This window comes from Acinetobacter sp. ANC 4204 (assembly GCF_002135205.1).
GTDB lineage: Bacteria > Pseudomonadota > Gammaproteobacteria > Pseudomonadales > Moraxellaceae > Acinetobacter.
Genome location: NZ_NEFZ01000001.1, coordinates 1 through 26,748, shown reverse-complemented (window position 1 = coordinate 26,748; position 26,748 = coordinate 1). Strand labels below are relative to the sequence as shown.

Genomic DNA, 26,748 nt, shown 5'->3' with positions numbered 1-26,748 from the left:
GCTATCTAAAGCATCTCGTTATTAATCTACTGAGGAATTGTTCATGAGCCAAATCGTTGACATCCGTGCACGTGAAATTTTGGACTCTCGTGGTAACCCAACCATCGAAGCAGACGTAATCTTAGCATCTGGCGTAGTTGGCCGTGCATGTGCACCATCTGGTGCTTCAACTGGTTCTCGTGAAGCTTTAGAACTTCGTGATGGCGACAAAGCACGCTATTTGGGTAAGGGTGTTAAAAATGCGGTTAATAACGTAAACACTTTGATCCGTGATGCTCTAGTGGGTAAATCAGTATTTGAACAAAAAGACATCGACAACACGATGATCACACTTGATGGTACTGAAAACAAAGAAAAATTGGGTGCAAATGCAACTTTAGCGGTATCGCTAGCTGCTGCACGTGCTGCTGCTGATGAAAAGAAAATTCCTCTTTTTCAATACATCGCAGACTTACGCGGTCAAACTACTTTGACTATGCCTGTACCAATGATGAACATCATCAATGGTGGTTCGCATGCAGATAACAACGTAGACATCCAAGAGTTCATGATTGAGCCTGTAGGTTTTACTTCATTCTCTGAAGCGCTTCGTGCGGGTGCAGAAATCTTCCATTCTCTAAAATCAGTTTTAAACAAAAAAGGTTTAAACACTGCTGTAGGCGATGAAGGTGGTTTTGCACCGAACTTACGTTCAAACGAAGAAGCGATCACTGTTATTCTTGAAGCGATTGGTCAAACTGGTTACAAAGCAGGTTCTGATATTATGCTTGCGCTTGACTGTGCATCTTCAGAATTTTACAAAAATGGTCAGTACATCCTTGCTGGTGAAGGCAATAAAGCATTCACAAGCAACCAGTTCTCTGACTATTTAGCGGGCCTTGTAAACCAATATCCAATTATCTCTATTGAAGATGGTTTAGATGAGTCAGATTGGGAAGGTTGGTCTTACTTGACATCTATCCTTGGTGATAAAATCCAGTTGGTGGGTGATGACTTGTTCGTTACAAACCCAAAAATCCTTCAACGTGGTATTAATGAGAAAGTAGGTAACTCTATTCTAATCAAATACAACCAAATCGGTACGTTGACTGAAACTCTAGATGCGATCTATCTTGCGAAAGCAAATGGTTATAGCACTGTTATTTCACATCGTTCAGGTGAAACTGAAGATTCTACTATTGCGGATCTTGCGGTAGGTACTGCTGCTGGTCAAATCAAGACAGGTTCACTTTGCCGTTCTGACCGCGTAGCGAAATACAACCAATTGCTTCGTATTGAAGAATTGACAAATGCTGCTTACCGCGGTAAAGCTGAGTTTAAAGGTTTAAACTAAGCGACTGATGTCAATGTTCAATGTATTCGACTCGTTGATGAGTAAAGTACTACTAGGCCTTGCGATCATTTTGATCGCAGGGTTTCAGTATTTATACTGGTTTGGTGAGGGTGGTTATCAAGACCATTTACAACTCACACAAAAAATCCAACAACAAACTGAAATTAATAACGACTTAAAAGAACGTAATCGTGTCTTGGCGGCAGAAGTGTATGATTTGAAGAATGGTATTGAGGCCATTGAAGAGCATGCGCGCTTAGACTTGGGTTTAATTAAACCGCGAGAAACGTTTATTCAAATGAGTACCATCAGTACTCAATATAAACCTGTTTATATTAATCCGAACGCCCAAATTGATTTGCGGACCAATGAAGACGATGAGCCTGAACTCCCTCCAGCTACCCCATAAATTGTGGGCGATTATTCCTGCTGCAGGTTCTGGAAGTCGTTTCTCTAAATCAGAACTGAAACAATACCAAATGATTGGTCAAAAAACTGTGCTTGAGCATACGGTTTCTCGTCTAAATCATTTACCTTTACAAGGCTATGTTTTGGCGATTGGTTCAGATGATGATGTCGCTCAAAGTTTGCCTTTTACCAATATGGAAAAAGTGCATTTCTGTGAAGGTGGTGCCGAGCGTGTAGACTCAGTGCTCAATGCACTACGTTCTCTTTCAGCAATTGCTGATGCTGAAGACTGGGTTTTAGTTCATGATGCTGCACGTCCTTGTGTGACGCAGGATTGTCTATGGCAACTGGTTGATACTGCTATTCAGTTCAATACAGGGGCGATTTTAGCGATTCCTGTTAGGGATACTTTAAAGCGCGTGGTCTCAGCGCAAAATATTCAAGAAACGATTGATCGTTCAGAGCTTTGGCAGGCACAAACCCCGCAGATTGCTAAACTGGGTGTTTTGAAGTCAGCCATTGAGCATGCACTTGCAGCAAATGCAGTCATTACCGACGAAGCTAGTGCTTTGGAGTTTGTAGGTCAACCCGTTCAGGTCGTACAAGGCCGTTCTGATAATATTAAAATTACCTATCCTGATGACCTAGAGCTTGCACGACTTATTTTAGCGGCACAATAAAAAAATAATTGGATTTATTGGGCGAAAACTACAGAAATATGGGTTTGAATGATGTTATCTAAAACACTTTAAACTTATAATTTGCCCTGTCTTTAGCTCATTCAAATTACGCAAATGATACCATCACAACAGTATCGTTTTTTACGTCAGTCTTTACGTGACGGCAGAAGCATTAAACATGACTCATCTCGTTGGGCTAAACTACATTTAGATCCATGGCTTTTATGTTTTCTTATTTTAAATGCCATTTTGGGCTTGCTGGTAATCTATAGTGCCTCAGCACAAGATATGGGGATGGTATTTCGCCAAGCCACCAGTTTTGCTGTAGGCTTCATTGTGATGATTATCTGTGCGCAAATTCCACCCAAAGTCTATCAGGCCATTAGTCCTTATTTTTTCATCTTCGCAGTGATTTTGATGGTACTGGTCTTGGTTGTGGGTGAAACTCGAATGGGAGCAAGGCGCTGGATCAGTCTGCCGGGTATAGGCAGTATGCAGCCTTCTGAGTTTATGAAGTTTGCCATGCCTTTAATGATGGCGTGGTACTTCGCAGGTCGTGCTTTTCCACCGAAGTTTATGCACATTGTGATTTCGTTGGGCATCATGATGTTGCCGTTTTTATTGGCGGCTTTGCAACCTGACTTGAACTTAGGTCTCTTGATTCCTGGGGTGTGTGTCATTTTCCTCAGTGGTATTTCTTGGCGTCTGATTGCTTTGGCCTGTGGTGCTTTGGCTGTTGCTACACCTTTGCTGTGGATGTTCTTTTTACAAGAATATCAGAAAAAGCGAGTGCTAACTTTATTTGATCCTGAGTCAGATGCATTGGGTGCGGGTTGGAATATTATCCAATCCAAGATTGCCATTGGTTCAGGTGGCTTAATGGGTAAGGGCTTCACTGAAGGTACACAGTCACATTTGGGATATTTGCCAGAGCATCATACCGATTTCATTATGTCGACCTATGCAGAAGAGTTTGGTTTTATTGGGGTATTCTTACTGTTTAGTTTGTTTGCAGCCATTATCATTCGTTGTTTGATTATTGGGATGAATAGCTTTCATAATTTTGGTCGTTTATATGCGGGTGCTGTGGGCTTAACGTTCTTTTTCTTCGTATTGTTAAACTCGGGGATGGTGAGCGGAATTTTACCAGTAACAGGTGATCCTTTACCGTTGATGAGTTATGGTGGAACGGCGGTGATTACTATGTTGGCTAGTATGGGCATTGTAATGTCAATCCATACCCATCGCTAAAGTCTAAAAGAATCAAGCCAGCACTATTGCTGGCTTTTTTTGTATTTAAAACTTATGTCATGTTGAGAAAACTAGGCTGTATTTTTAGGTTTTATAAAGCACCATACTGTTGCCATGTTTCGCCTGTATGCAAGCTATTATAGTAGTTTTGTAGAGTGTTCAAGTCATGGTGTTGCGTATAAGCCAGTACTAACAGCCCAAAAATTAAAGCCACCTTCAATAGATTTAAACGTAAATGTTGCTGTGAAAAATAGCCTAAGCTAAGTAGGGTGAGTATGACTGAGGGAAGAATCGCAATACTTTCATGCTGAAAAAGAAATGCCCAATGATGTAAATAAACCAGACATAAAATAAGTCCAATCAATCCCAAAACGTTATAGATCTTTTTATTTAATGATGCCTTAAAAACAAGGATGGTTTGAAAAATTAAAACCAGACCACTAAAAAGGTATGCGCTTTTTCCACCAATAATCACACTATAGATTGCATTAAATAGGCAATAAGCCAGCAACACGGAGAGTAAGAAAGAATAGAGTCTGGCATAGAGAGTGTGTGAAAAGGGGAGAATCTGTTTCATAATTTGCTCTATTGAAAACTCACATCGTATTAAAAGAGGATTTGAAGCTTAACATGCTATTCGCTTCTTGTGGCGGTGGCATGCTTTTTCCGTGTTGGAGATACTCTGAGTAAATGTCGCGTACGAGTTGAACTTAGACCACAAACCATTAAGCATAGTGTCCCACCAATAAGGACGGTTGGCACCACAGAAAAATAACGCGTCATCAGGCTCATGTGTAGTGCACCCAGCTGATTGCCTGAAGTCACTAAGATGCCATTTAAAGCTGCTACACGCCCTAATAGTGCTTTCGGTGGGAGCTGTTGTAATAAGGTTTGGCGAATGACCATGCTGATGCTATCAAAGGCGCCGATCAAGACAAGGAAGAAGACTGAGAGCCAAAGATGGGAGAATAGTGCGAAAGCTAAAGTGCACAAAGCAATTGCAAAACTACTATAGAGCATATTTCTCCATGCATTTTGCATTGGAGAATAACAGGTCAGCACCAACATCATGATACAGGCGCCAATTGCAGGTGCTGCTCTGAGTATACCTAAGCCTTCAACGCCTAAATGCAGGATATCGTGTGCAAAAATAGGTAGTAAGATAATGACACTACAAAAAAGCATGGCGCTGAGATCCAGCAACATGCTCCAAAACATCAGTGGATGTTTAAAGATAAACACATAGGCCTCTTTTAAGCTTTTGCTTAAATGCTGTTTATGCGGGCTAGGGAATTGACGAGAGCTTAATCTGAATAAGCAGATGCTACCCATGCAACATAAGAAAAAAACAATAAAGAGGGTTTTTTCAAGCCCAAGTTGGCCGAGTAAAAGTCCTGCACATAAGGGTGCTAAAATTCCGCCCATTTGCCAAATGAGAGCCGTCCAAGTGGCTGCATTGCTATAGGCTGGCTCTGGGGTGAGAAAAGGGCGTAATGAATTAAATGATGGGCTGTAAATGCCTCTAAGTATGCCTAAGCAAAAGATGAGGCTATAAATGCCACATAAAAGTGTATTTTGTTGAATGTGTTGTTGTTGGTACTGAGAAAAAAGAACAATAAATAGTAAGGGAATTAGAGTGCTACAGCTAAAACTCCACTGCACAATTTTTTGTCGGTTATAGCGGTCAGCCCAGTCACCACTAATCAGGGAGAGGCAAATGAACGGAAATAACTCAATTAAGGCAATCATGCCAAGGCTCAGTGGATTCTGAGTGAGTTGGTAAACGCTATAGGCAATGACGACTTCTTGAATCATGATGGCTAGAATTAAGCACAACTGATTGACACTCAGAAGTGAAAAATCACGTGAACGAAAAGCCAAAAAAGCGTCGGAATGGAAAAGCGACATAAACAGAATAATTTTAAATATGAATTAAAAAAAGGATGGCGCAAAGTCCATCCTTTTTAGGGTTTAAAGCAGATTACTGTGCTTTTGCTACCGCAGCAGTTTCGTCATTTGCAGCTTTAGCCATAGGTGTGTATTTCAAACCTAGGGTTGTGCTGGTGTATTGGCGAACTTGGTCAAGAAGCACAGGATTGGTGCTGAGCTCTTGTTGGTACGATTTTACAATTTCATGTAATTTCGGATTCCATTTACCTGCTACTTGCTGAGGGAATGCTTTTTCAAGCAAGCTCAACATAATATAAGGAGAGGTCGAAGCACCAGGAGACGCACCTAATAGGGCAGTCACAGCACCATCTTGTGAGGCAAAAATCTCGGTACCAAATTGCAAGCTTGCAGGTTTGCCTGGTTCTTTCTTAATGATTTGAACACGTTGACCACCTTGATTCATGCGCCAGTCTTCTGGTTTTGCATCAGGATAGTATTTTCTTAATTCATTAAAACGGTCTTCATCGGTCATCATGACTTGGCTAACTAAGTATTTCACCAAATCAAGATTTTCCATACCCACAGCAGTCATGGGTAAAACGTTGTTCTTAGTGGTTGATTTCAATAAATCAAGCTGAGAACCTTGTTTTAAGAACTTGTTTGAATAAGTCGCAAATGGACCAAACAACACATATTTTTTACCGTCGATATAACGTGTATCAATATGTGGAACAGACATTGGAGGTGCGCCTAATTCAGCACGACCATAAACTTTTGCAGTATGGCCTTCGGTGACTTTCGGGTTGTCGGTCATTAAGAACACGCCACCTACAGGGAAGCCAGCATATTGCTTCGCTTCTGGTAAGCCTGTCATTTGTAAAAGTTTAACCGCTGCACCGCCTGCACCAATAAAGACAAAGCGCGTTTTTACGTGATCTGTTTTACCTGTAGTGAGGTTTTTAAATGCAACAGTCCACGTTTTATCATCGTTTTGGCTAATGCCAGTCACTTCAGTCGATGTTTGTAGCTGGAAGTTAGATTGTTTTTTAAGGTGATCGACCAATTGAGTGGTGATCGAACCATAGTTCACATCCGAACCTACATCCATGCGTGTTGCAGCTACTTTCTGTGCAGCATCACGGCCATTCATCACCAAAGGTGCCCATTGTTTAATTTCAGCAGGATTTTCAGAGAATTTCATGCCATAAAACATTGGGTTTTTAACCATTGCAGCGTAACGTTTTTCGAGGAAATTCACGTTATCGCCCCAAACGAAAGCAATGTGCGGTACAGGGTTGATGAAACTATTTGGTTGTCCCAAAACACCTTCTTTGACTTGATAAGACCAGAACTGTTTTGCAACTTCAAATTGTTCAGCCACTTTTACAGCTTTGGTAATGTCCATTTTCCCATCTTTTTCAGAGGTATAGTTCATTTCCATAAAGCCAGAGTGACCTGTGCCTGCATTGTTGAAGCCATTAGAGCTTTCTTGTGCAACTTTGTCTAGGCGTTCATACATGCGAATTTGCCAGTTTGGCTCAAGTTCACTAAGGTATGTGCCTAGGGTTGCACTCATGATGCCACCACCAACTAAGACTACGTCAACAACAGGCTCGTTGCTGGTGGTTTGAATTTTTTTAGACGTGACGGGTCTAAATAAGAAAATTACGACTGCAATAATAAGCAGTACGATCAATACCAAAAGGTATTTTAAAAATTTGTTCATGCGATTATGACCTTGGGGACAGGTTTTGGATCGCTTTATAGCGAAGAGAAAATAACAATTATGGTGATAGAGATGCTTGTAAAAAATTAGCTTGGCAGAATTGAAGTAATACTTAAAAGCTCAAGCAGCCAAAGATTAACTTTTTAAGCTATCACGCATTTTTGATTTATGGCTATTTTAGACTAAATATGTATTGACTTAGTAATTTTTATTGTAAATGAGTTCGGTTAAATTATAAATATCAGTGATGTTTGTTTTTATTCATTGTTTTTATTGGGTTTTATTTAGGTGTAATTTCTGTATTTAAAATACAGATGTTGAATATCTATACAAGAGTCCAATTTTTTTAACGTTTAAATGTATAAGTTGAGTTGGAAAGTAAGTCCTAAAAATAAAGTAAGTTGTGATTATGTTGTTTTAGAAAATATGAATAATTGCCTGACCTTATTATCCTAAAGTTAAATAAAAGGTCAGGTTTTACGCCATTAAGATTTATGCGATTTCGGCGCGATAAAATGGAGCAGTTGAACGTGGTAAAGCTTGGTGACCACGTATTTGATCCGCGATTTTTTCAGCCATCATAATGGTGGTTGCATTTAAGTTACCTGTGATAATGAGCGGCATAATCGACGCATCAACAACACGTAAATTTTGCATCCCATGTACACGACCTTGTCCATCGACTACCGCCATATCATCTTCCCCCATTTTACAACTACAGGATGGATGATAAGCCGTTTCAGCATGATTACGTACAAACTCGTCCAATTCAGCGTCGGTTTGTATCTCTTTTCCAGGGCTGATTTCTTCGCCTCGATAAGGATCAAGCGCAGGTTGTTGCATGATTTCTCGAGTAATACGGATGGCATCACGAAATTCCTGCCAGTCTTGTTCGGTCGACATGTAGTTAAATAAAATACTTGGATGGTCGAAAGGATTCTTAGAGGTCACATGTACTCGACCGCGTGAAGGTGAGCGCATCGAACCGACATGGGCTTGGAAGCCATGTTCTTTGACAGCATTGCTACCATTATAGTTAATTGCAACAGGTAAAAAGTGATATTGAATATTTGGCCAAGCAAACTCTTTAGATGATCGAATAAAACCGCCTGCTTCAAACTGGTTGCTTGCTCCAATCCCAGTACCGTTAAATAGCCACTCTGCACCAACCGCAGGTTGGTTTTGCCATTTTAAAGCAGGGTAGAGAGAAACGGGTTGCGTGCACTTATATTGTAAGTACATTTCTAAATGATCTTGCAAATTTTCACCTACACCCGGTAAGTCGTGTACAACTGGAATGTCGAGAGATTGAAGTAAGGTGCTTGAACCCACACCTGAACGTTGCAAAATTTGCGGTGATGCAATCGCACCGGCACAAAGTAGAACTTCCTTATTGGCATAGACCTGAAGCAAGTTGTTTTGATTCGCTCCTTGAATATATTCAACACCAATCGCTTGTTTGCCATTAAACAAAATTTGATTGGTCATGGCATGGGTAGTAATAGTTAGATTCGCGCGACCTTTGGCCATATCCAAATAGCCACGTGCGGTGCTTGAACGTCGACCTTTGGGGGTTACGGTTCGATCCATTGGGCCGAAACCTTCTTGTTGATAACCATTTAAATCATCGGTGCGTGGATAGCCTGCTTGCACACCCGCTTCAACCATGGCGTGGAATAAAACGTTATTGTCTGCTTTAGGTGTGGCAACAGAAACAGGGCCAGCATCACCATGATAGTCATTGCCACCAATATCACGGGTTTCAGCCTTTTTGTAGTAAGGAAGACAGTCCGCATAGCTCCAGTCTTCAAGACCTTTAAGGGTTGACCACTGTTCTAAATCCATGGCATTTCCACGGATATAACACATGCCATTAATCAGGGATGAACCGCCTAAGCCTTTACCGCGTCCACATTCCATACGACGGTTGTTCATGTGGGGTTCTGGGTCGGTTAAATATGCCCAGTTATAACGACGCCCTTGCAAAGGATAAGCCAAAGCAGCGGGCATTTGGGTGCGAAAGTCGAGACGATAATCAGGCCCACCCGCTTCGAGTAAGAGCACCGAAACATCTGGGTCTTCGGTTAAGCGAGCAGCCAGTACATTACCTGCAGAACCTGCGCCAATAATAATATAATCGTAGTGTTGAGAATGCATAATGATCCTTTTTCTATGGCAGGGCCACGTTGCATGAGAACGTGACCACATGTTGAGTTGAGGATGAAAAAAGAATAAATAAAAAAGGAAGTAAGGATTTAGATAGTTAAAATTCAGACTTTAAAAAATACTTTGGTATTCGCCTAGTTCAACTTGAACCGATTTGATGCGGGTATAGTGTTCAAGTGTGGTGATGCCATTTTCACGTCCAATGCCCGACTGTTTATAACCACCTACAGGCATTTCAGCAGGGGATTCGCCCCAAGTATTGATCCAGCAAATACCTGCCTCAAGTTGATGAATAATTCGATGCGCTTGGGAAATATCTTGTGTTACGACACCTGCGGCTAAACCATAACTGGTGTTGTTGGCACGCTGAATGGCTTCTTCAATACTGTCATAGCTTAAAATGCTCATGACTGGGCCAAAGATTTCATCCTGCACGATGTGCATGTCGTCGTGACAGTCGGTAAACACGGTCGGTAATACATACGCACCTTGAGCAAGTGCTGCTTCGGTGGCACGTTGTCCTCCCATCAATAAGGTTGCACCTTGTTGTTTGCCTGACTCAATATAAGACAAGACTTTTTCCATATGGGGAAAGCTGACTAAAGGCCCAAAGTTGGTTTCAGCTTGCATGGGATCACCCATACGGATGCGTTTGACACGTGCAATCACAGCTTGTTCAAATGCAGTCTTGAGGGTTTGCGGTACAAACACACGGGTGCCATTGGTACACACTTGACCTGAACTAAAGAAGTTCGCCATCACCGCAATATCGGCTGCGCGGTCAAGGTTGGCGTCGGCACAAATAATCAGAGGTGATTTGCCACCGAGCTCCATGGTGACTTCTTTGAGACTAGAAGCCGCAGCACTGGCCATGACCTTTTTACCCGTTGCCAGACCGCCTGTGAACGAAATTTTTTGAATGTCTGGGTGTCCAGTCAACCATTGACCGACGTCAGTACCAAAGCCTTGTACAACGTTGAAAACTCCAGCGGGTACGCCTGCTTCAGTATAAATCTCTGCTAGTTTTAAGGCTGTAAGCGGTGTCACTTCGCTGGGTTTAAAAATCATGGCATTCCCCGCAGCGAGGGCAGGAGCTGATTTCCAAAGTGCAATTTGAATGGGATAATTCCAAGCGCCAATGCCTGCCACTACACCTAAAGGTTCACGGCGCGTGTAGAAAAAACTACTTTCACGTAATGGCACTTGCTCACCTTGAATCGCAGTTGCAAGTCCCGCGTAGTATTCTAAAACGTCTGCACCAGTGACAATATCGACAGTAGAGGTTTCACTGAATGCTTTACCTGTATCGAGTGTTTCTAGGCGAGCTAACTCGTCATTACGAGCGCGTAAAATATCGACTGCACGACGTAAAATACGGGCACGTTCGACCGCAGTTTTGGCAGCCCATTCACGCTGTCCTTGTACAGCACTTTGCACGGCTGCATCGACATCAGCTTTGGATGCTTGTTGAATGGTGGCAATGACTTCACCTGTAGCAGGGTTGATACTGTCAAAGCTTTGACCACTGGTGGCATTGAAATATTGTCCGTGAATATAAAGCGAGTGAAGCTGTACATTACTCATTTTGTTGTTCCTGCCGTATCTGTTGAATTAAGCGAAGTTGCATATCGACATAGTCGTATGCAATAGAACGTGCCAAATCACGATCAAATGCTTGATGACCACTTAAACTTCCACGTAACCATAATCCATCAATCAGTGCTGCTAACCCTTTAGCTGCTTGGCTTGCCTGTGGTCTCGGCATGAGTTGCAAGAAATGAAACTTCAAATTTGAATAAAGACGTTGATCATTTATTCGTTGCAGGCGACCTAAGTCGGCTTGATGCATACTGGCAGACCAAAAATCTAGCCAAACCCGCATAGCAGTGTTGTTGACCTGACTGATGTCAAAGTTGGCATCAATAATGGCTTTGAGCAAATGTTCTGGATTGGGTTGCACGACCTTTGCCTTATAGCTTGCCGTGGTCTCGGCTAAGACATTGAGCATTTGGCGCATGCAGCTGTGAATAAGACCTTGTTTATCGCCAAAATAATGGCTCACAATGCCCGTAGAAAGCTGTGCTTTTTTCGCAATTTGAGCAATGGTGGTGTTGGATAAGCCTACTTCGTGAATGACTGCATAGGCAGCATTGATAATTTCTTCACGACGCTCATGCTCAGGTTTTACTCTACGTTTATTCATGACAATCCAGAACAATTTGCCTTAAATTTAAAGGCGTTAGATTCAATAACTTACATGGAAAGTATCATAGCATTTTTTTATGATACTTATTATTGATTGAACGTTCAATCAATAATAAGTACACTGGTGCTTAAATTCACAGCAAGCGTCAGCAATTTGGCGGTTTGGTTTTTAGCTAAATTTATATTTATCAGGTAGATAAATGGTATGAATAGCTGTAGTTTTATTTTGTGTAAATTTTAAGCAAATTACGGTTTTATACTTTTTAAGGATGGCAAAAGCTCATATAGTCATTTTGTGGGGAGAAAGATACAAGTTTCCTATTGGGATATAGATGAAAAGGGAACGGGTTTACATATTTTAATATGTACCAATAAACCGACCCAATAAATGATTTAGACCTGTGGGTTTAAAAGAGATAGCATTTTTATTGCATATAAAAATACTGTCGTTTTCGTTAGTCGATTTTTAAGCTCTCGACCACGAGAAGTTTAAAAATTGGCTTTTGTCTTTTTATTTACTTTCTTGAGGATTGTATGGCAACAGATAATCCAAGAGCAGTTGATGATCAAACATTAGCGCCTAAAGACCGTTTAAATGGTGTGGTCTTTTATATTTCAGCTCTCATTATTTTAATTTTTTCTCTTACCACCATTTTGTTTAATGACTTTGCCAATCGAACTTTAAATACGGTCTTGGCTTGGGTGAGTTCTACCTTTAGTTGGTACTACTTACTCGCAGCGACCTTGTATATGGTCTTTGTCATTTTCATTGCCTGTTCTCGCTATGGCAACATTAAATTAGGCCCCAAACATTCTAAGCCCGAATTTAGCCTTTTAAGTTGGTCTGCAATGTTGTTCTCAGCTGGGATCGGCATCGACTTGATGTTCTTCTCGGTGGCGGAACCTTTATCTCACTATATGCATCCACCTGTGGGTGAGGGGCAGACCCTAGAAGCGGCACGTCAAGGTATGGTGTGGACGCTATTTCACTATGGCCTCACTGGATGGTGTATGTATGCCTTGATTGGCATGGCATTAGGGTATTTTAGTTATCGTTATAATTTACCCCTGACCATTCGCTCAGCACTCTATCCAATTTTTGGGAAAAAGATTCATGGCCCAATTGGTCACAGCGTCGATACCGCTGCGGTGATCGGGACTATTTTTGGTATTGCGACCACCTGCGGGATTGGGGTGGTACAGTTGAACTATGGTTTACATGTGCTGTTTGACTTACCTGAGAACCTCTGGATGCAAGCGGCATTAATTGGGGTGGCGGTTGTCATGACCATTATCTCAGTGACGTCAGGAGTCAATAAAGGACTGCGTGTTCTCTCCGAGATCAATATTTATGTCTCTGTCGGCTTAATGTTGTTTATTTTGTTTTTAGGCAATACCGAATTTTTACTGAATGCTTTTGTGCAAAATATTGGGGATTACATTAACCGTTTTCCAAGTATGACATTGGAAAGTTTTGCCTTTCAACAACCCAAAGAATGGATGAACAGTTGGACCTTGTTTTTTTGGGCATGGTGGGTGGCTTGGTCTCCATTTGTAGGTTTGTTTTTAGCACGTATTTCGCGTGGGCGAACCATTCGTGAGTTTGTCAGCGGGACACTCATTATTCCTTTATTTTTCACACTCACGTGGTTATCAATATTTGGAAATAGTGCGCTACATAGTGTGATTTTTGATGGCAATTTAGCCCTTGCACAAAGTGTGATTGCGAATCCTGCACATGGTTTTTATGACTTGCTGGCACAGTATCCGTGGTTTCCGTTTATTGCAGGTGTAGCCACAATTACAGGCTTATTGTTTTATGTGACCTCGGCGGACTCTGGTGCACTGGTATTGGGTAATTTCACTACTCAATTTACCAATGTCGACCATGATGCACCACGCTGGTTGAGCGTATTCTGGGCTGTAGCCATTGGCTTATTGACCCTTGCCATGCTGATGGCTAATGGGATTACGGCACTGCAAAATGCCACTATCATTATGGGGTTGCCGTTCAGTTTTGTGATGTTCTTAGTGATGGCAGGTTTGTATAAATCACTGCGGTTAGAAGACTACCGACAAGCCAGTAGCAGTTTAAATGCCGCACCCGTGGTGGGCAATGTCGACATCCTTAACTGGAAAAAACGCTTGTCCCGAGTCATGCACCATCCAGGAACAACCGATACTCGGCGTATGCTTGATGATATTTGCCGGCCTGCGGTAATGGCGGTTGCAGAGGAAATGCAAAAACGTGGTATCGACATCAGTGTTCAAGAAAGTGCGCTAGAAGAAGACCCAAATCTATATCATTTAGATTTGATGATTCATTTGGAAGAAGAACAAAACTTTGTCTATCAAATTTGGCCAGTACGTTATATCGCGCCGACTTTTAGTGAACGCGGAAAACTGGGTAAACGCTTCTATTACCGTCTTGAAACCTATTTGTATGAAGGCTCTCAAGGCAACGACCTAGTCGGTTATACCAAAGAGCAGGTGATTAATGATGTGCTGGATCGCTATGAACGCCACATGACCTTCTTACATATCAATCGAATCAGTCCGGGGAATCGTCCCTTATTTCCAGATCCTCAAGGATAATTAGGAGGAACCATGTTGACCTCATATTTACATGCTTTTGCTTTGTTCTTCTCATTGCTGAATCCGTTTTTAATGAGTATTTACATGATTGGCATGATTCGGAACTCCGAAGCCAAAGTGTTTAATAAGGCTTTGATTCAGGGTTGTCTCATTGCCTTTGTGGTATTTATGCTGTTTGCATGGGGCGGAGAAGCGATCTTTAGTAAATATTTAAATGTACGCTTTGAAGCCTTTCAAATATTTGGTGGTTTGATCTTCTTGGTGATTGGTTATCGCTACGTGTTTCAGGGGGCAGATACCATTGGTGAAATGCGTGGTGCACCTGAGCATTTGGCAGGAACCATTGCGATGCCTTTTATGATTGGTCCAGGTACGATCAGTGCTGCTGTGGTGACAGGTATATCTTTACCGATTGGTGGCGCAGCCATGATTATTTTCTTAACTTTAACGTTAACCTGCGCATTGATGATTTTAATGAAATTTGCACATGATCATTTGCGCTATAAGCATGCTAAATATATCGACCGTTATGTTGATATTGTAGGGCGACTGTCGGCCTTACTGATTGGAACCATCGCGGTCGATATGATTATCAATGGTATTACAGGTGTGATTGCAGATATGTAATTGTCATATGCAAATAAAAAAGCCCTCAATAAATGAAGGCTTTTTTATTTAACTGAAGAACCAAGTGTAATAACCCCAGAGCATCAGTGGCCACGATAGAAACGGGCTAAACAGCCATTTCCAAATCCAGTGGCGTGGCACGAAGCCAACGCCGTGGATAAAGCCACCTGAAATACCAATCATGATATACATCAGTGCGCTGTGGCTGTAGTGACCATTGTCATCCAACATAGCAGCAGGATGAACTAACAACACCGCTGCAAGTGGAAAGGCCAACAGGCAGGAAATTAGCATCGCAATTTTGTTCGGCTTTTTATCTACAGTTTGGTTTTCCATAGCAACGTCTGTCATGGTTTATTCCTCATCAAGGTCTTGATGATGTTCAATATATAAAGCACTCAATACGCCAGCAAAGCAAGCCATTAAAATGCCGAGAATCCATGCAAAATACCACATAATTTGATCTCCTTAGACACAACCTTAGTAAAGGCTGTGTGAATTCTCTTTAATGTGAGTGTTGGTAATAACACCCCACATTTTGTAGTAACACCAAGTGGTATAACACAAAATAAGTGGGACAAAGATACAGGCTGCAACGGTCATTACAGTCAACGTCGTTTTACTTGAAACTGCATCCCACATGGTCAAGCTTGCAACAGGGTTGATGCTTGATGGCATAAGGAATGGGAATAGTGCAAAACCAGCAGTCAAAATTGCACCAATAACAGCTAAGCTTGAACCTAAGAAACTTAAGCCCGCTTTATTTTTGCTTGCAGCAAGAACGACGATTAGACCACCTAAGATGCCTGCAATAGGTGCAATCATCGTGATTGGGTAAGTTGAATAGTTATTCATCCAACCTGGATTGGCATTGGTCACCACTTCTTTGGCTAATGGGTTAGCAACACCGTTGGTATCAAATGGTGCCACTAGGGTATAACCTTCGATCCCACCAAAATACAACCAAGCACCAGCACCTAAGAAACAGATGAGATAAACAATACCCATCAGTTTGGTTGCTTGTGCTGAACGGTTACGTAAGTCACCGTCAGTACGGAGCATAAGCCATGCACCGCCGTGGGCACACAGCATAGATAAACTGACTAGGCCGCAGACCAAAGCAAATGGGTTGAGTAGAGCAAAGAAGCTACCTGTGTAAGTCGAGCGTACTGTTTCATCTAAATTGAATGGAACACCCAAGAACATATTGCCAAAGGCTACGCCAAAGACTAACGCAGGCACAGCACCACCAACTGCTAAACCCCAGTCCCATGATGTACGCCATTTGGTATTTTGTAGTTTGGAGCGGTAGTCAAAGCCTACTGGTCGCAAGAATAGGGCAAACAGAACTAAAAGTAGCGCCCAATACATGCCTGAGAATGCGGTTGCATAAACCATAGGCCATGCTGCAAATAATGCACCACCCGCAGTAATGAACCAAACTTGGTTACCATCCCAGTGCGGAGCAATCGTGTTGATGGCTGCGCGACGTTCTTCATCTGTTTTGCCTACAAATGGCATGATCGCCATAGAGCCCATATCGAAGCCATCGGTGAGGGCAAAGCCAATCAACAGGACGCCGACTAAAACCCACCAGATAATTTTGAGTAATTCATATTCGATCATGCTTGAGTCTCCTCATTGCGAGCTGCTTCAAGTTTTTCAAAATGGTATTTACCTGTGTGAAGCGAACTTGGACCAAGACGTGAGAATTTGATCATTAAATACATTTCAATAATCAAAAGTACAGTATAGAACGCAGCTAAGGCAGCGATAGAACCCCATACATCACCTGTGCTTAAGCTTGATGCTGACAAGTGTGTAGGTAAAACCTCACCAATCGTCCAAGGCTGACGACCTACTTCAGCAACGTACCAACCTGTTTGAGCAGCAACCCATGGTAGAGGCAGAGCGAAAAGTGCAAATTTTAGTAGCCATGGTTTGTTCTCTGCATTGCGTTTTGCAACAGCAAAGGTTGCTAGGGCAAATAACAACAGCATTAAGAAACCAGATGCCACCATGGCACGGAATGCCCAGAATAAGCTTGGTACATGCGGAATTGTATCTTTTGCGGCAGCTTTAATTTGATCTTCAGATGCGTCTACAACATTTGGTGTATATTTTTTCAAAAGTAGACCGTAGCCTAAATCTTTTTGAGAATGTTCGAAGGCTGCTTGAAGTTCGGGTGATGTGTCACCTGCACGAAGCTTTTCTAGTTGAGAATATGCAACCATACCATTACGAATACGGACTTCATGCTGTGCGATTAAGTCTTTAATGCCTGTTACTTGTTTGTCCAAGGAGCGTGTCGCAATAATGCCCATCACATATGGAATTTTCACGGCATAATCTGTGGTCATTGTTTCTTTATTTGGAATACCAAACAAAGTAATGGATGCAGGTGCAGGGTGTGTATCCCATTCTGCTTCAATGGCAGCAAGTTTAGTCTTTTGTACATCACCAATTTCATAGCCTGATTCATCACCGAGTAAAATGACAGATAAGGTTGATGCCAAGCCAAAGATGGCTGCAATAGCAAATGAACGACGGGCAAAAGGAACGTCTCGTTTTTTCAGTAAGTAATAACTGGAAATAGCGAGAACGAAAATCGAACCAGTTACATAACCTGCAGATACAGTATGTACAAATTTAACTTGAGCAACGGGGTTGAAAATGAGGGCACCAAAATCGACTAGTTCCATACGCATGGTTTCGTAGTTAAATTTAGAACCAACAGGGTTTTGCATCCAGCCGTTAGCAACCAAAATCCAGAGGGCTGACATATTGGAGCCAAGCGCAACCAACCATGTCACACCCAAATGCTGAACTTTGGAAAGACGATCCCAACCAAAGAAGAATAGGCCAATAAAAGTGGACTCTAAGAAGAAAGCCATCAGGCCTTCGATTGCCAATGGTGCGCCAAAAATGTCGCCTACATAATGTGAGTAGTACGCCCAGTTTGTACCAAACTGGAACTCCATTGTTAAACCTGTTGTTACCCCAAGTGCAAAGTTAATGCCGAAGAGTTTTCCCCAGAATTTGGTCATGTCTTTATAAATTTCTTTGCCAGAAATCACATAAGTGGTTTCCATAATGGCAAGAATAAAAGCCATACCAATAGTAAGTGGAACAAAAATAAAGTGATACATCGCGGTCATAGCGAACTGGAACCGCGAGAGATCGACCACGCTTTCAGAAATCATCAACGTGTCTCCTTGATTGGGGATGGATTGCCGGCAATACGCTCAGCAACTTGATTGTCAAAATTTTTAGGAATCGTTGGGGCGTCGAACCAAATGTTCTTAATGACCATTAAAATAATCACTTTAATGATTAAAATGGCAATAATCTCTCTGGTGACTTTTTGATTGAGATTTTTGGGGACTAAGCTCATTTCATAAAGCCTATTTTTTTAACTTGCTTTATATTATTAAACAAAAACATACAAAAAATAAATAGCCTTTAAACTTAAATAAAAAATATATTATTAATTTGTTTATATACAAATACTTAATGATGCTATGTGATGAAAAATAAACTAATATTTAAGCATTTTAAAGTTGACTAAAATACTTATATTTATATTTAAAAACCTGACTGAAATACTTGTATATATTTATTTTAAATCCGACTAAAACGCTTATATTTAAAAAAAATGTCATTTTATCGAGAATTCGTCTTAAAATTATAAAATTGATAGGTCTTTTAAATCATTGAAGAATAACTGGTCGAAGCGATAGCCCTTTTGCCTCGAAACTCTAGTGTAGCTTTGCTTTAGGCAGCAGCATTTTTGTAAGGTTGAGTGATACAAGGTTATATTTAAATATTGTTATTCTGTATTGATCTGAGAATATTACAATGATGGCGCAAGCAAAGCTGATACACTGAAAATGTGTAACAGACCAATAGTGGAGCTCAAGTGGATGTTTGAGAGCCGTATTTAGTTGCTGATCTCACCACTAAACAGTTGGTTAGATTTTGAAATTCTTTTGGCGATGTAATGTGATTTTTTTAGTCGAATCAGAATAATTTGCGACTGAAATTCGAGCTCGCCAAACTCAGGTTCAACTTGGACATAGTGTAATTGACCATACTCATCGCGCACACGTGCTTGAGCTGAAAAGCCAGGACGGGCATTGCCACTGGAAATAGTGGCAAGGCGACCCAATAAATTGGTTTGTCTTTTGATGGGTCTGGGTTTAATCACCTGATCTAAACAGTGAATCATAAAAACGGTGAAGAAGATTGCAATAATCAGGGCTGGAAGGATGAGGTAGTATGCGGAGGTAAAGGCTTGTTCCTTTGCATAAATACAAAATTGAAGGAAATAACCCGCGACACTGAAGTTCAGCAAAAGAAAAACCACAATCAGGGTTTTTGAAAATTTCACGTCTAATAATGGAGATTGTGTGAGCTTTTGTGGAGATAGTTTTTTGAGAAAGTGACTTGGGCGTGAATTAAAAAAATAGCCAAGGGTTTCCACCATGCTGAGTAAAAGCAAAGCCAATAAACTGAAATGAAAAATCATCAAATCAGGGTGGTGTAGCAGCTCATACATGGTGAAAGTCCAAATATATTATTCTTCTGTGAGGTAAATTCCACCATCAGAATGCACGGTAATCTGCACTTTTTCAAGTGCTTCACCTTGGCAAGGCCCCGAGATGCATTCACCTGTTTCAACTACAAATAATGCACCATGCGTTGAGCATTCAATAAATTCTTGGTCTCGATCTAAAAATTGATTTTCCAAAAACTCCAGTTCAACTTGGAGGTGAGGGCAGATATTTTGATAGGCAAAAAATGCACCGTCACGTTGGGTGATAAAAATTGTATCCCCATTGGGTGTCTCAAAGGAGCGTGCTTCACGTTCTGGGATGTCTTCCGTCATGCAGATTTTGTGCATTATGCGCATTCCTTTTGCAATTGTTGGAACAATTCAGTGTAATCCGCGATATCTAGGCGAGGACCAAATTGAGCGACCACTTCGCTTGAAATCAAAATAGCCAGTTGCGCTGCGGTATGTAAGCCTAAGCCTGCGTTCACAGCGTACAAGAAAGCACCTGCAAAGGCATCGCCAGCACCGTTTGCATCGACAGCATCAACTTTACGGCCTGCGACACTAAATGTTTCTTGCGCATTTGAAATAAGGGCACCTTCAGCGGAAAGGGTAATGACCACGTGTTGACTGAACGTTTTGAGTTTTGCCAAAGCTGCCTCAACCGTTACCGTTTCGGTGTACATCATGGCTTCTTGCTGGTTACAGAATAATAAGTCCACACCATCTGCAATCATTTCATCCAATCCATGACGTGCATATTGCACCATCGCTGGATCAGAGAGGGTTAATGCAATTTTAACACCATGTGCTTTGGCAATTTCACGCGCTTGTTTAACAGCTAAACGTGCACTATCGCTGGTTGAAAGATAACCTTCGATATAGAGCCATTTCGCTGTTTTTAAAGGTTCAAAATCAATCTGTTGTTCAGTCAACTCAGCGGTAATACCCAAATAAGTGTGCATCGTCCGTTCAGAGTCTTCACTGACCAAAACCATACACGTGCCTGTGACACCTTCGCTGATTGATTTCTCAGTGTTTTTAATCCCTGCTTCGTGCAAACCATTGAGGTAAATTTTACCCAATTCATCATTACCTACACGACACGCATAAAACGCTGAACCACCTAAGGCACTAAAGGCAACGGTAGTATTTGCTGCTGAACCACCTGATGCTTGACCTTTATAGCTTTGTGTTTCTTTTAATTTTTTATACAGATCTGCTTGTGTTTCACCATCAGTTAACTGCATAGTGCCTTTTTGCAAATTTTGTTGAATAAGGAAGTCGTCAGAGACTTTAAATTCTTGGTCGATTAGTGCATTACCAATTGCAAAAAGATCAACAGTTGCCATGTGTTTTTCGTCACGTATTGAAATTAAAGCGACATTTTACACTAATGCTCATAATTGCTGTAGTTTGTTGAGTAAAATTCATTTTATTTACATGGCAAATGTAGTGAAATGGCTGTGGTTATATTCAAGGAAGTTTAGATGGAAATTTTAATTCAAGCGGCAGAACAATTACCTCCTCAAATGCAAGCTTTGGCGCAACTGGCAGCAAAAGAAGGATATGAACCGTTGACCCGCTTGATCGAAGAATATCAAAGTGGGAAAAATCGTTTTAATCAAAAGGGTGAAGTGCTGTTGTTGGCTTATGATCAAGATCAGCTTATTGCCTGTGGTGGATTAAACCAGCAATGGGGTGAAAACGAAATCGAGGCACGTATTGGTCGTGTACGTCGTTTCTATGTGCATCCTAAATATCGTAAAAGTGGTGTGGGGCGTCAACTATTGGCACATTTGGAAAAATATGCACGTCCGAATTTCTCTGCGTTGTGTTTAAACACAGCAGATTTATCTGCTGTCAGTTTTTATCAAAAGCAAAATTATGTTTTTGTTGAAAATCATCCGAACTATAATTATTTCAAATACCTGATTGGTTAATCAGTATAGCGAACATTGTCTTCATGAACAGCTGTATTGTCGCCGCCTGTGATACAGCTGAATGCTTTGATGAGAGCTAAAATTATAATGGGCTATTACACGGATTAGGTCTTATTTTAATCTGATCTTAAGCCAATAAGCTGACAATGGGCATCTGTTGTTTATTGGGGTGTTAATAATGCCTATTGATGTGAATTCCTCCGCAAGTGTACAAGATGTACATCAGGTATTAATGAAAGTGCCACAAATCACGGCTCTTTTTTGGATAACTAAAATTTTTGCAACGACATTTGGTGAAACGGCGGGTGATGCTGTTTCAATGTCGATGAACTTGGGTTATTTACTCAGTACTTTTATCTTTTCACTCGTTTTTATTGTTGCTGTATTTTTTCAAATCAGATCGAAGAGTTATCATCCCTTTTTATATTGGTTCGCCATTATTGCCAGTACAACTGTGGGGACAACTTTAGCTGACTTTGTTGATCGCTCATTAGGCATTGGTTACGTGGGTGGGAGCGCATTATTATTAAGTTTGGTCGGGATTTCGCTTTTTATTTGGCATAAATCTGAAGGCAGTATTTCACCGCATGTGGTGAATCAGCCACGAGTTGAGCTTTTCTATTGGTTAACGCTGACATTTTCCCAAACTTTAGGTACTGCTTTAGGTGATTGGTCTGCAGACACAGCAGGTTTAGGTTATAGCGGTGGGATTGCACTATTTAGTGGACTGATTTTATTTATTTTACTTTTGTATAAGTTGAGCCACCTTTCGAGGACTTTTCTGTTTTGGTCCGCTTTTATTTTAACGCGTCCTTTAGGGGCGGTTGTTGGTGATTTCTTAGATAAACCTTTAAGTTCTGGTGGTTTAGATTTGAGTCGTTTTGGCGCATCTGCAGTGTTACTGATCGCAATAGTGCTTTGTGTATGGTGGGCAAAAAAAACCGAAAAACTGGTTAATGATCCTGTCTAATCGTTATTGATTCAGTATTTGCGGGTGGATTCAGTTGGGTATAGGTCCCATCAGTTCAACGCTTTTTAAAAGTTGACCAAGTTACTTGGAAAATTGTCAATGAATGAGTCTTGTTCTTGATTTTCAGGTTATACTTGAAACATTTAGAAAATGCTTTGAATTGAGGAGATCACATGACTGTAGATGTCACTGAAACCATTTCACAAACTGTACATCCTGCGTTTCAGTTGGTACGTCAACACCATGTTGAAGCTTTAGACATCTTAGTGTCTGAATATAAACATAAAATCACTGGGGCGGTGCATTATCACTTAGCCACCAATCACGATGAAAATGTATTTTTGGTTGCATTCCGTACTCAGCCTATGGATTCAAAAGGCGAAGCGCATATTTTAGAACATACTGCGCTTTGTGGTTCAGAAAAATTCCCTGTGCGTGATCCGTTCTTTTTAATGATTCGTCGTTCATTGAATACGTTTATGAACGCTTTTACAGCAGCGGATTGGACGGCTTATCCATTTGCGACGCAAAATAAAAAAGATTTCCAAAATTTATTGGAAGTGTATTTAGATGCGGCTTTTGCGGCTAATTTAAATCCGCTTGATTTTGCTCAAGAAGGTATTCGTATTGAGCTTGAAAATGGTGAACCTGTTTATAAGGGTGTGGTTTTCAACGAAATGAAAGGGGCGATGAGTTCGCCTTCAGACCAGTTGTATCATCAGCTTGCACATCACTTATTTCCAGAAACGACCTATCATTACAATTCAGGTGGCGACCCGAAAGATATTCCAGACTTGACTTATCCTGAGTTGGTGGATTTCTACAAGTCGCATTATCACCCAAGCAACGCAGTTTTCATGACCTTTGGTAATGAGCCTGCCTATAATTTGCAGGAGCAATTTGAAACTTTGGCTTTGGCTAAATTTTCTAAAGGTGAAACGCTTTATTCTAAAGAAGAACGTCGTTTAACAGCACCCGTAGAAGTGACTGAAACCTATGCGGTAGATGCAGAAGATTTAAAAGATAAAACTTATCACATTATTTCGTGGTTATTGCCTAAAGCTAGCAATATAAAGCTTCGTTTAGGTATGCGATTGGTTGAAGGTATACTTTTAGAAGACTCAGCTTCACCACTGCGTCATTATCTTGAGACTTGTGGTTATGCACAGTCTACAGGCCCGATTATGGGTGTAGATGATTCGAACTACGAAATGACCTTCTACTGCGGTGTACAGGGTTCAAACCCTGAACATGCGGCAGAGTTTAAAGCAGGTGTCTTTAAAATCTTAGAAGATGTGGCTGCAAAACCTGTCGATCAAAACATGGTCGATGCGATTTTACATCAGATTGAATTGCATCAACGTGAAATCAATGGCGACGGTATGCCTTATGGTCTAAGCCTGATTTTAAATGGTTTGGGTAGTGCGATCCACCACAGCGACCCAGTCACTGTTTGGGATGTAGACTCAGCTATTGCTGCGGTGAAAGAAGAATTAAAAGACCCGATGTGGTTATCCAATCTCATCAAGACGCATCTCATTGATAACTCACACCGTGTACAAATGACTTTGGTGCCAGATGCCAATAAATCTGCGGTGGAAGCCGCAGATGAGAAAGCACGTTTAGCTGCAATTGGTGCGCAACTTACAGAAACTCAAAAAGCAGAAATTGAAGCACAGACTGAGGCATTGAAAGTCCGTCAGGATACACCAGATGACTTAAATTTATTGCCAAAGGTGGGCTTGGAAGATGTGCCAGCTGAATTGCAAATTGTACAAGGTCAATTGCGGGAGATTATCTCTAATCGTACTGATTACCCGCTCAATCTCTATCATGCAGGCACGAACGGTATTTACTACAACCAAGTGCTGATTCAGATTCCACAAGATGTGGTGCAGTCACCATACTTTAACTTACTGTCTATTTTGATGGGTGAAGTGGGGGCAGGTCAGTACGATTATCTTGAGCTACAACAACTGCAAACTGCTGTAAGTGGTGGTTTAGGAATGGGTGCGTCGTTACGTTCTCACGTGAATGATAAAAACCAAATCAGTGCGTGGCTCACGCTGACTACAAAATCGCTGGTGAGTAGTTTAGAAAGTATTAACTTGTTGAAATTGGCGTTTGAGCAGTTACGTTTCGATGAAAAAGACCGCATTATTGAACTCTTGCAACAACGTAAAACACGTTGGGCATCACGTCTTTCAGGATCGGGTCATAGTTATGCTATGCAAATTGCAGGGCGTAACCACAGTGCTTTAGCTAATCGTGATTATCACAACACGGGTTTAGGTGCATTAAACTGGTTGGGTGAGTTGATTAGCCGTATTGAAAAAGATGAAGTTGCTTATGAAGATTTCATTCATGAATTAAAAGCCATTCATTTAAAACTTTTACAAGCACCGAAACAATTTTTGTTGGTGTGTGAAGAACACCAATCTGAGCGCTTGCTAGAAGAAGTTCAAAATGTCTGGGACAAACTAGAGGTTTCTGAGCAAGTTGTGAGTCTTAAAGCTGTGGAGCAGGAAAACACAGATACAGATGAAGCATGGTTAATTCAGGCCAATGTTCAATTCTGTTCATCGGCTTACCCAGCAGTTGAAGTTTCACATCCAGATGCAGCAGCACTGATGGTTCTTGCTGCTTACTTACGCAATGGATTCCTACACAGTGCGATTCGTGAAAAAGGCGGTGCGTATGGTGGCGGTGCAAGCTATGATGGCAATGCATGCTCATTCCGCTTCTATAGTTATCGTGATCCACGTTTAGCGGAAACTTTCAGTGACTTTGAAGGGAGTGTGCAATGGTTACTCAATACTGAGCAAAAACCACATCAGCTTGAGGAAGCGATTTTGGGTTTAATTGCAAGTATGGATAAGCCAGGTTCGCCAGCGGGTGAAGCCATTACTGCATGTTATGCACTATTACATGCCCGTACTCCAGCCTTCCGCAAGCAGTTGCGTAGCCGTCTTCTAGCAGTGAATTTTGAAGATTTAAAGCGTGTTGCGGTACAATATTTGCTTGAACAAAAACCAACGAAAGCAGTGGTTGCACCTATTGCGAAGCGTGATACCTTGATTGAGCTAGGTTTCAGTATTCAACAAGTTCAGTAAAATAATAAGAGGGTCGTATGGCGTTTAAACCATTTGAGCGTTCAACTTTAGCGCTGAGCGTAAGTTTGCTCAGTGCTTTGGCTGTCGCTAAAACGCATGCACAAGTTTCAGAGGTGCCTGCGGCTCCCGCAACAGCTGAGGCATGTGTAGCATTAGAGTCAAATGCAGACCGTTTGGCTTGTTATGATGCATTATTTAAAATTCCTCCAGTAGCAAAGCCGCATATTGTTTCTGAACAACGTGCAGCGATGGAAATCGCGCCAGCGCCTGAAAATATCTCAGGGAAGATCGCACAAGGCGTTAGCTCTGTTTTTGCCTCGGAAGGTCCTAAAATAACGCCCAATTTATCTCTTATGGATAGCCGTTGGGAGCTTTCTCCAGAAAGTAAACTCGGGACATGGAATATTCGTGCCTATCAGCCTGTGTATTTAATGCCGGGCTTTTGGACGACGGATAAAAATGAGTTTCCTCAAAGTCCAAACCCTTCCAATACGGTGGATGAAGATCAAAACTTAAATTCAATGGAAGCAAAATTCCAACTGTCTTTAAAAACGAAAGCTGTTGAAAATCTGTTTGGGGACAATGGCGATGTCTGGTTGGGGTATACCCAGTCTTCGCGTTGGCAAGTCTACAATGCGGATGAATCCCGTCCATTTCGTGAAACCAACTATGAGCCTGAAGCCAGTTTGGTCTTTAGAACCAATTATGAATTGTTTGGTTTAAATGGTCGCCTATTAGGGCTGACTTTAAACCATCAGTCCAATGGTCGCTCTGATCCGCTTTCTCGTAGCTGGAATCGTGTCATTTTAAATCTCGGATTTGAAAGAGATAACTTTGCTCTCATGCTGCGTCCATGGTATCGAATAGAAGAAGATGCAAAAGATGACAATAACCCAGACATTAAAGACTATATCGGACGTGGTGATTTAACGGCATTCTATCGTTGGAATGAGCATGATTTTTCGCTTATGTTACGACATAGTTTAAAAGGGGGAGATGACTCTCGTGGCGCGGCACAGTTTGATTGGGCTTTTCCTATCTCTGGCAAACTACGTGGGCATTTTCAACTGTTTGACGGTTATGGTGAAAGTTTGATTGATTATAATCACCGGGCAACTTATGTGGGCTTAGGTGTATCTTTAATGAATTGGTACTAAGCCTCTGTAAATCTTAGATTAGCATTTGAAGTGCAACACCATGTTGTTGCCATAATACCTGACTCGGACTTTTAAAGCTGAGTCTTTTTCTTGGGCGATGATTCAAACGTTGAGTGATTTCTGAGATAT

Annotated in this window: 24 protein-coding genes; 10 read left to right on the top strand and 14 right to left on the bottom strand. The window is 41.4% G+C overall.

Annotation, left to right across the window (positions count from 1 at the left end):
* Positions 1 to 43: 43 nt before the first annotated feature.
* The 4 genes from eno (at position 44) to rodA (ending at position 3,672) form a co-directional block, all read left to right on the top strand.
* Positions 44 to 1,333: a phosphopyruvate hydratase gene (gene eno, locus B9T36_RS00120; protein WP_086207585.1), complete on the top strand. Its 1,290-nt coding sequence runs from the start codon at positions 44 to 46 to the stop codon at positions 1,331 to 1,333.
* Between the two features lie 7 nt (positions 1,334 to 1,340).
* The gene (locus B9T36_RS00115; protein ID WP_086207584.1) at positions 1,341 to 1,742 is read left to right on the top strand and encodes a septum formation initiator family protein; all 402 of its coding nucleotides are present in this window, start codon (positions 1,341 to 1,343) and stop codon (positions 1,740 to 1,742) included.
* On the top strand, positions 1,711 to 2,421 hold the full coding sequence (gene ispD / locus B9T36_RS00110) for a 2-C-methyl-D-erythritol 4-phosphate cytidylyltransferase (RefSeq protein WP_416202551.1): 711 nt from the start codon (positions 1,711 to 1,713) through the stop codon (positions 2,419 to 2,421). The genes B9T36_RS00115 and ispD overlap by 32 nt, the downstream gene beginning before the upstream one ends.
* 114 nt (positions 2,422 to 2,535) lie before the next feature.
* Positions 2,536 to 3,672 carry a rod shape-determining protein RodA gene (gene rodA / locus B9T36_RS00105; RefSeq protein WP_086207582.1) on the top strand — a complete coding sequence of 379 codons (1,137 nt, stop codon included), beginning with the start codon at positions 2,536 to 2,538 and terminating at the stop codon, positions 3,670 to 3,672.
* A 91-nt stretch (positions 3,673 to 3,763) separates the two neighbouring features.
* Here the strand turns inward: rodA and B9T36_RS00100 are convergent, their stop codons facing one another.
* The 6 genes from B9T36_RS00100 to betI form a co-directional block, all read right to left on the bottom strand.
* Entirely contained in the window at positions 3,764 to 4,249 is a 486-nt protein-coding gene (locus tag B9T36_RS00100) for a hypothetical protein (protein ID WP_086207581.1), read from the bottom strand.
* 56 nt (positions 4,250 to 4,305) lie between these two features.
* Positions 4,306 to 5,580: an MFS transporter gene (locus B9T36_RS00095; RefSeq protein WP_086207580.1), complete on the bottom strand. Its 1,275-nt coding sequence runs from the start codon at positions 5,578 to 5,580 to the stop codon at positions 4,306 to 4,308.
* A gap of 73 nt (positions 5,581 to 5,653) precedes the next feature.
* Positions 5,654 to 7,288, bottom strand: coding sequence for a malate dehydrogenase (quinone) (gene mqo, locus B9T36_RS00090; RefSeq protein ID WP_086207579.1), 1,635 nt, complete (start codon positions 7,286 to 7,288; stop codon positions 5,654 to 5,656).
* Between the two features lie 492 nt (positions 7,289 to 7,780).
* A complete protein-coding gene (betA, locus tag B9T36_RS00085) occupies positions 7,781 to 9,445 on the bottom strand; it encodes a choline dehydrogenase (RefSeq protein ID WP_086207578.1) in 1,665 nt (554 codons plus the stop codon).
* Between the two features lie 120 nt (positions 9,446 to 9,565).
* The gene (betB, locus tag B9T36_RS00080; protein ID WP_086207577.1) at positions 9,566 to 11,038 is read right to left on the bottom strand and encodes a betaine-aldehyde dehydrogenase; all 1,473 of its coding nucleotides are present in this window, start codon (positions 11,036 to 11,038) and stop codon (positions 9,566 to 9,568) included.
* Positions 11,031 to 11,657 carry a transcriptional regulator BetI gene (gene betI / locus B9T36_RS00075; RefSeq protein WP_086207576.1) on the bottom strand — a complete coding sequence of 209 codons (627 nt, stop codon included), beginning with the start codon at positions 11,655 to 11,657 and terminating at the stop codon, positions 11,031 to 11,033. The genes betB and betI overlap by 8 nt, the downstream gene beginning before the upstream one ends.
* Before the next feature lie 536 nt (positions 11,658 to 12,193).
* On the opposite strand from betI, the gene B9T36_RS00070 reads away from it, so the two are divergent.
* A complete protein-coding gene (locus B9T36_RS00070) occupies positions 12,194 to 14,254 on the top strand; it encodes a choline transporter (protein ID WP_086207575.1) in 2,061 nt (686 codons plus the stop codon).
* 12 nt (positions 14,255 to 14,266) lie between these two features.
* Positions 14,267 to 14,881 (top strand): MarC family protein, encoded by a 615-nt coding sequence (locus B9T36_RS00065; protein ID WP_086207574.1) that lies wholly within the window; start codon positions 14,267 to 14,269, stop codon positions 14,879 to 14,881.
* A 48-nt stretch (positions 14,882 to 14,929) separates the two neighbouring features.
* Here B9T36_RS00065 and B9T36_RS00060 read toward each other — a convergent pair whose 3' ends face one another.
* The 8 genes from B9T36_RS00060 to B9T36_RS00025 form a co-directional block, all read right to left on the bottom strand.
* Complete coding sequence (locus B9T36_RS00060; RefSeq protein WP_086207573.1) at positions 14,930 to 15,232, bottom strand: cyd operon YbgE family protein; 303 nt, start codon at positions 15,230 to 15,232, stop codon at positions 14,930 to 14,932.
* A gap of 3 nt (positions 15,233 to 15,235) precedes the next feature.
* On the bottom strand, positions 15,236 to 15,337 hold the full coding sequence (gene cydX, locus B9T36_RS00055) for a cytochrome bd-I oxidase subunit CydX (RefSeq protein WP_002120988.1): 102 nt from the start codon (positions 15,335 to 15,337) through the stop codon (positions 15,236 to 15,238).
* A 24-nt stretch (positions 15,338 to 15,361) separates the two neighbouring features.
* On the bottom strand, positions 15,362 to 16,507 hold the full coding sequence (gene cydB / locus B9T36_RS00050) for a cytochrome d ubiquinol oxidase subunit II (RefSeq protein WP_086207572.1): 1,146 nt from the start codon (positions 16,505 to 16,507) through the stop codon (positions 15,362 to 15,364).
* Positions 16,504 to 18,084: a cytochrome ubiquinol oxidase subunit I gene (locus B9T36_RS00045; RefSeq protein WP_086207571.1), complete on the bottom strand. Its 1,581-nt coding sequence runs from the start codon at positions 18,082 to 18,084 to the stop codon at positions 16,504 to 16,506. The genes cydB and B9T36_RS00045 overlap by 4 nt, the downstream gene beginning before the upstream one ends.
* A complete protein-coding gene (cydP, locus tag B9T36_RS00040; protein WP_086207570.1) occupies positions 18,084 to 18,275 on the bottom strand; it encodes a cytochrome oxidase putative small subunit CydP in 192 nt (63 codons plus the stop codon). The genes B9T36_RS00045 and cydP overlap by 1 nt, the downstream gene beginning before the upstream one ends.
* A gap of 546 nt (positions 18,276 to 18,821) precedes the next feature.
* Positions 18,822 to 19,439 (bottom strand): OB-fold-containig protein, encoded by a 618-nt coding sequence (locus B9T36_RS00035; protein ID WP_086207569.1) that lies wholly within the window; start codon positions 19,437 to 19,439, stop codon positions 18,822 to 18,824.
* Positions 19,440 to 19,457: 18 nt separating this feature from the next.
* Complete coding sequence (locus B9T36_RS00030; RefSeq protein WP_171264395.1) at positions 19,458 to 19,769, bottom strand: Rieske (2Fe-2S) protein; 312 nt, start codon at positions 19,767 to 19,769, stop codon at positions 19,458 to 19,460.
* A gap of 14 nt (positions 19,770 to 19,783) precedes the next feature.
* Entirely contained in the window at positions 19,784 to 20,788 is a 1,005-nt protein-coding gene (locus B9T36_RS00025) for an adenosine kinase (RefSeq protein WP_086207567.1), read from the bottom strand.
* A gap of 138 nt (positions 20,789 to 20,926) precedes the next feature.
* Between B9T36_RS00025 and B9T36_RS00020 the strand changes: the two genes are divergently transcribed.
* The 4 genes from B9T36_RS00020 (at position 20,927) to B9T36_RS00005 (ending at position 26,619) form a co-directional block, all read left to right on the top strand.
* Positions 20,927 to 21,379 carry a GNAT family N-acetyltransferase gene (locus B9T36_RS00020; protein ID WP_086207566.1) on the top strand — a complete coding sequence of 151 codons (453 nt, stop codon included), beginning with the start codon at positions 20,927 to 20,929 and terminating at the stop codon, positions 21,377 to 21,379.
* Positions 21,380 to 21,557: 178 nt separating this feature from the next.
* Entirely contained in the window at positions 21,558 to 22,349 is a 792-nt protein-coding gene (locus B9T36_RS00015; protein WP_086207565.1) for a hypothetical protein, read from the top strand.
* Between the two features lie 173 nt (positions 22,350 to 22,522).
* Positions 22,523 to 25,462: an insulinase family protein gene (locus B9T36_RS00010; protein ID WP_086207564.1), complete on the top strand. Its 2,940-nt coding sequence runs from the start codon at positions 22,523 to 22,525 to the stop codon at positions 25,460 to 25,462.
* A gap of 17 nt (positions 25,463 to 25,479) precedes the next feature.
* Entirely contained in the window at positions 25,480 to 26,619 is a 1,140-nt protein-coding gene (locus B9T36_RS00005; RefSeq protein ID WP_086207563.1) for a phospholipase A, read from the top strand.
* Positions 26,620 to 26,748 lie beyond the last annotated feature (129 nt).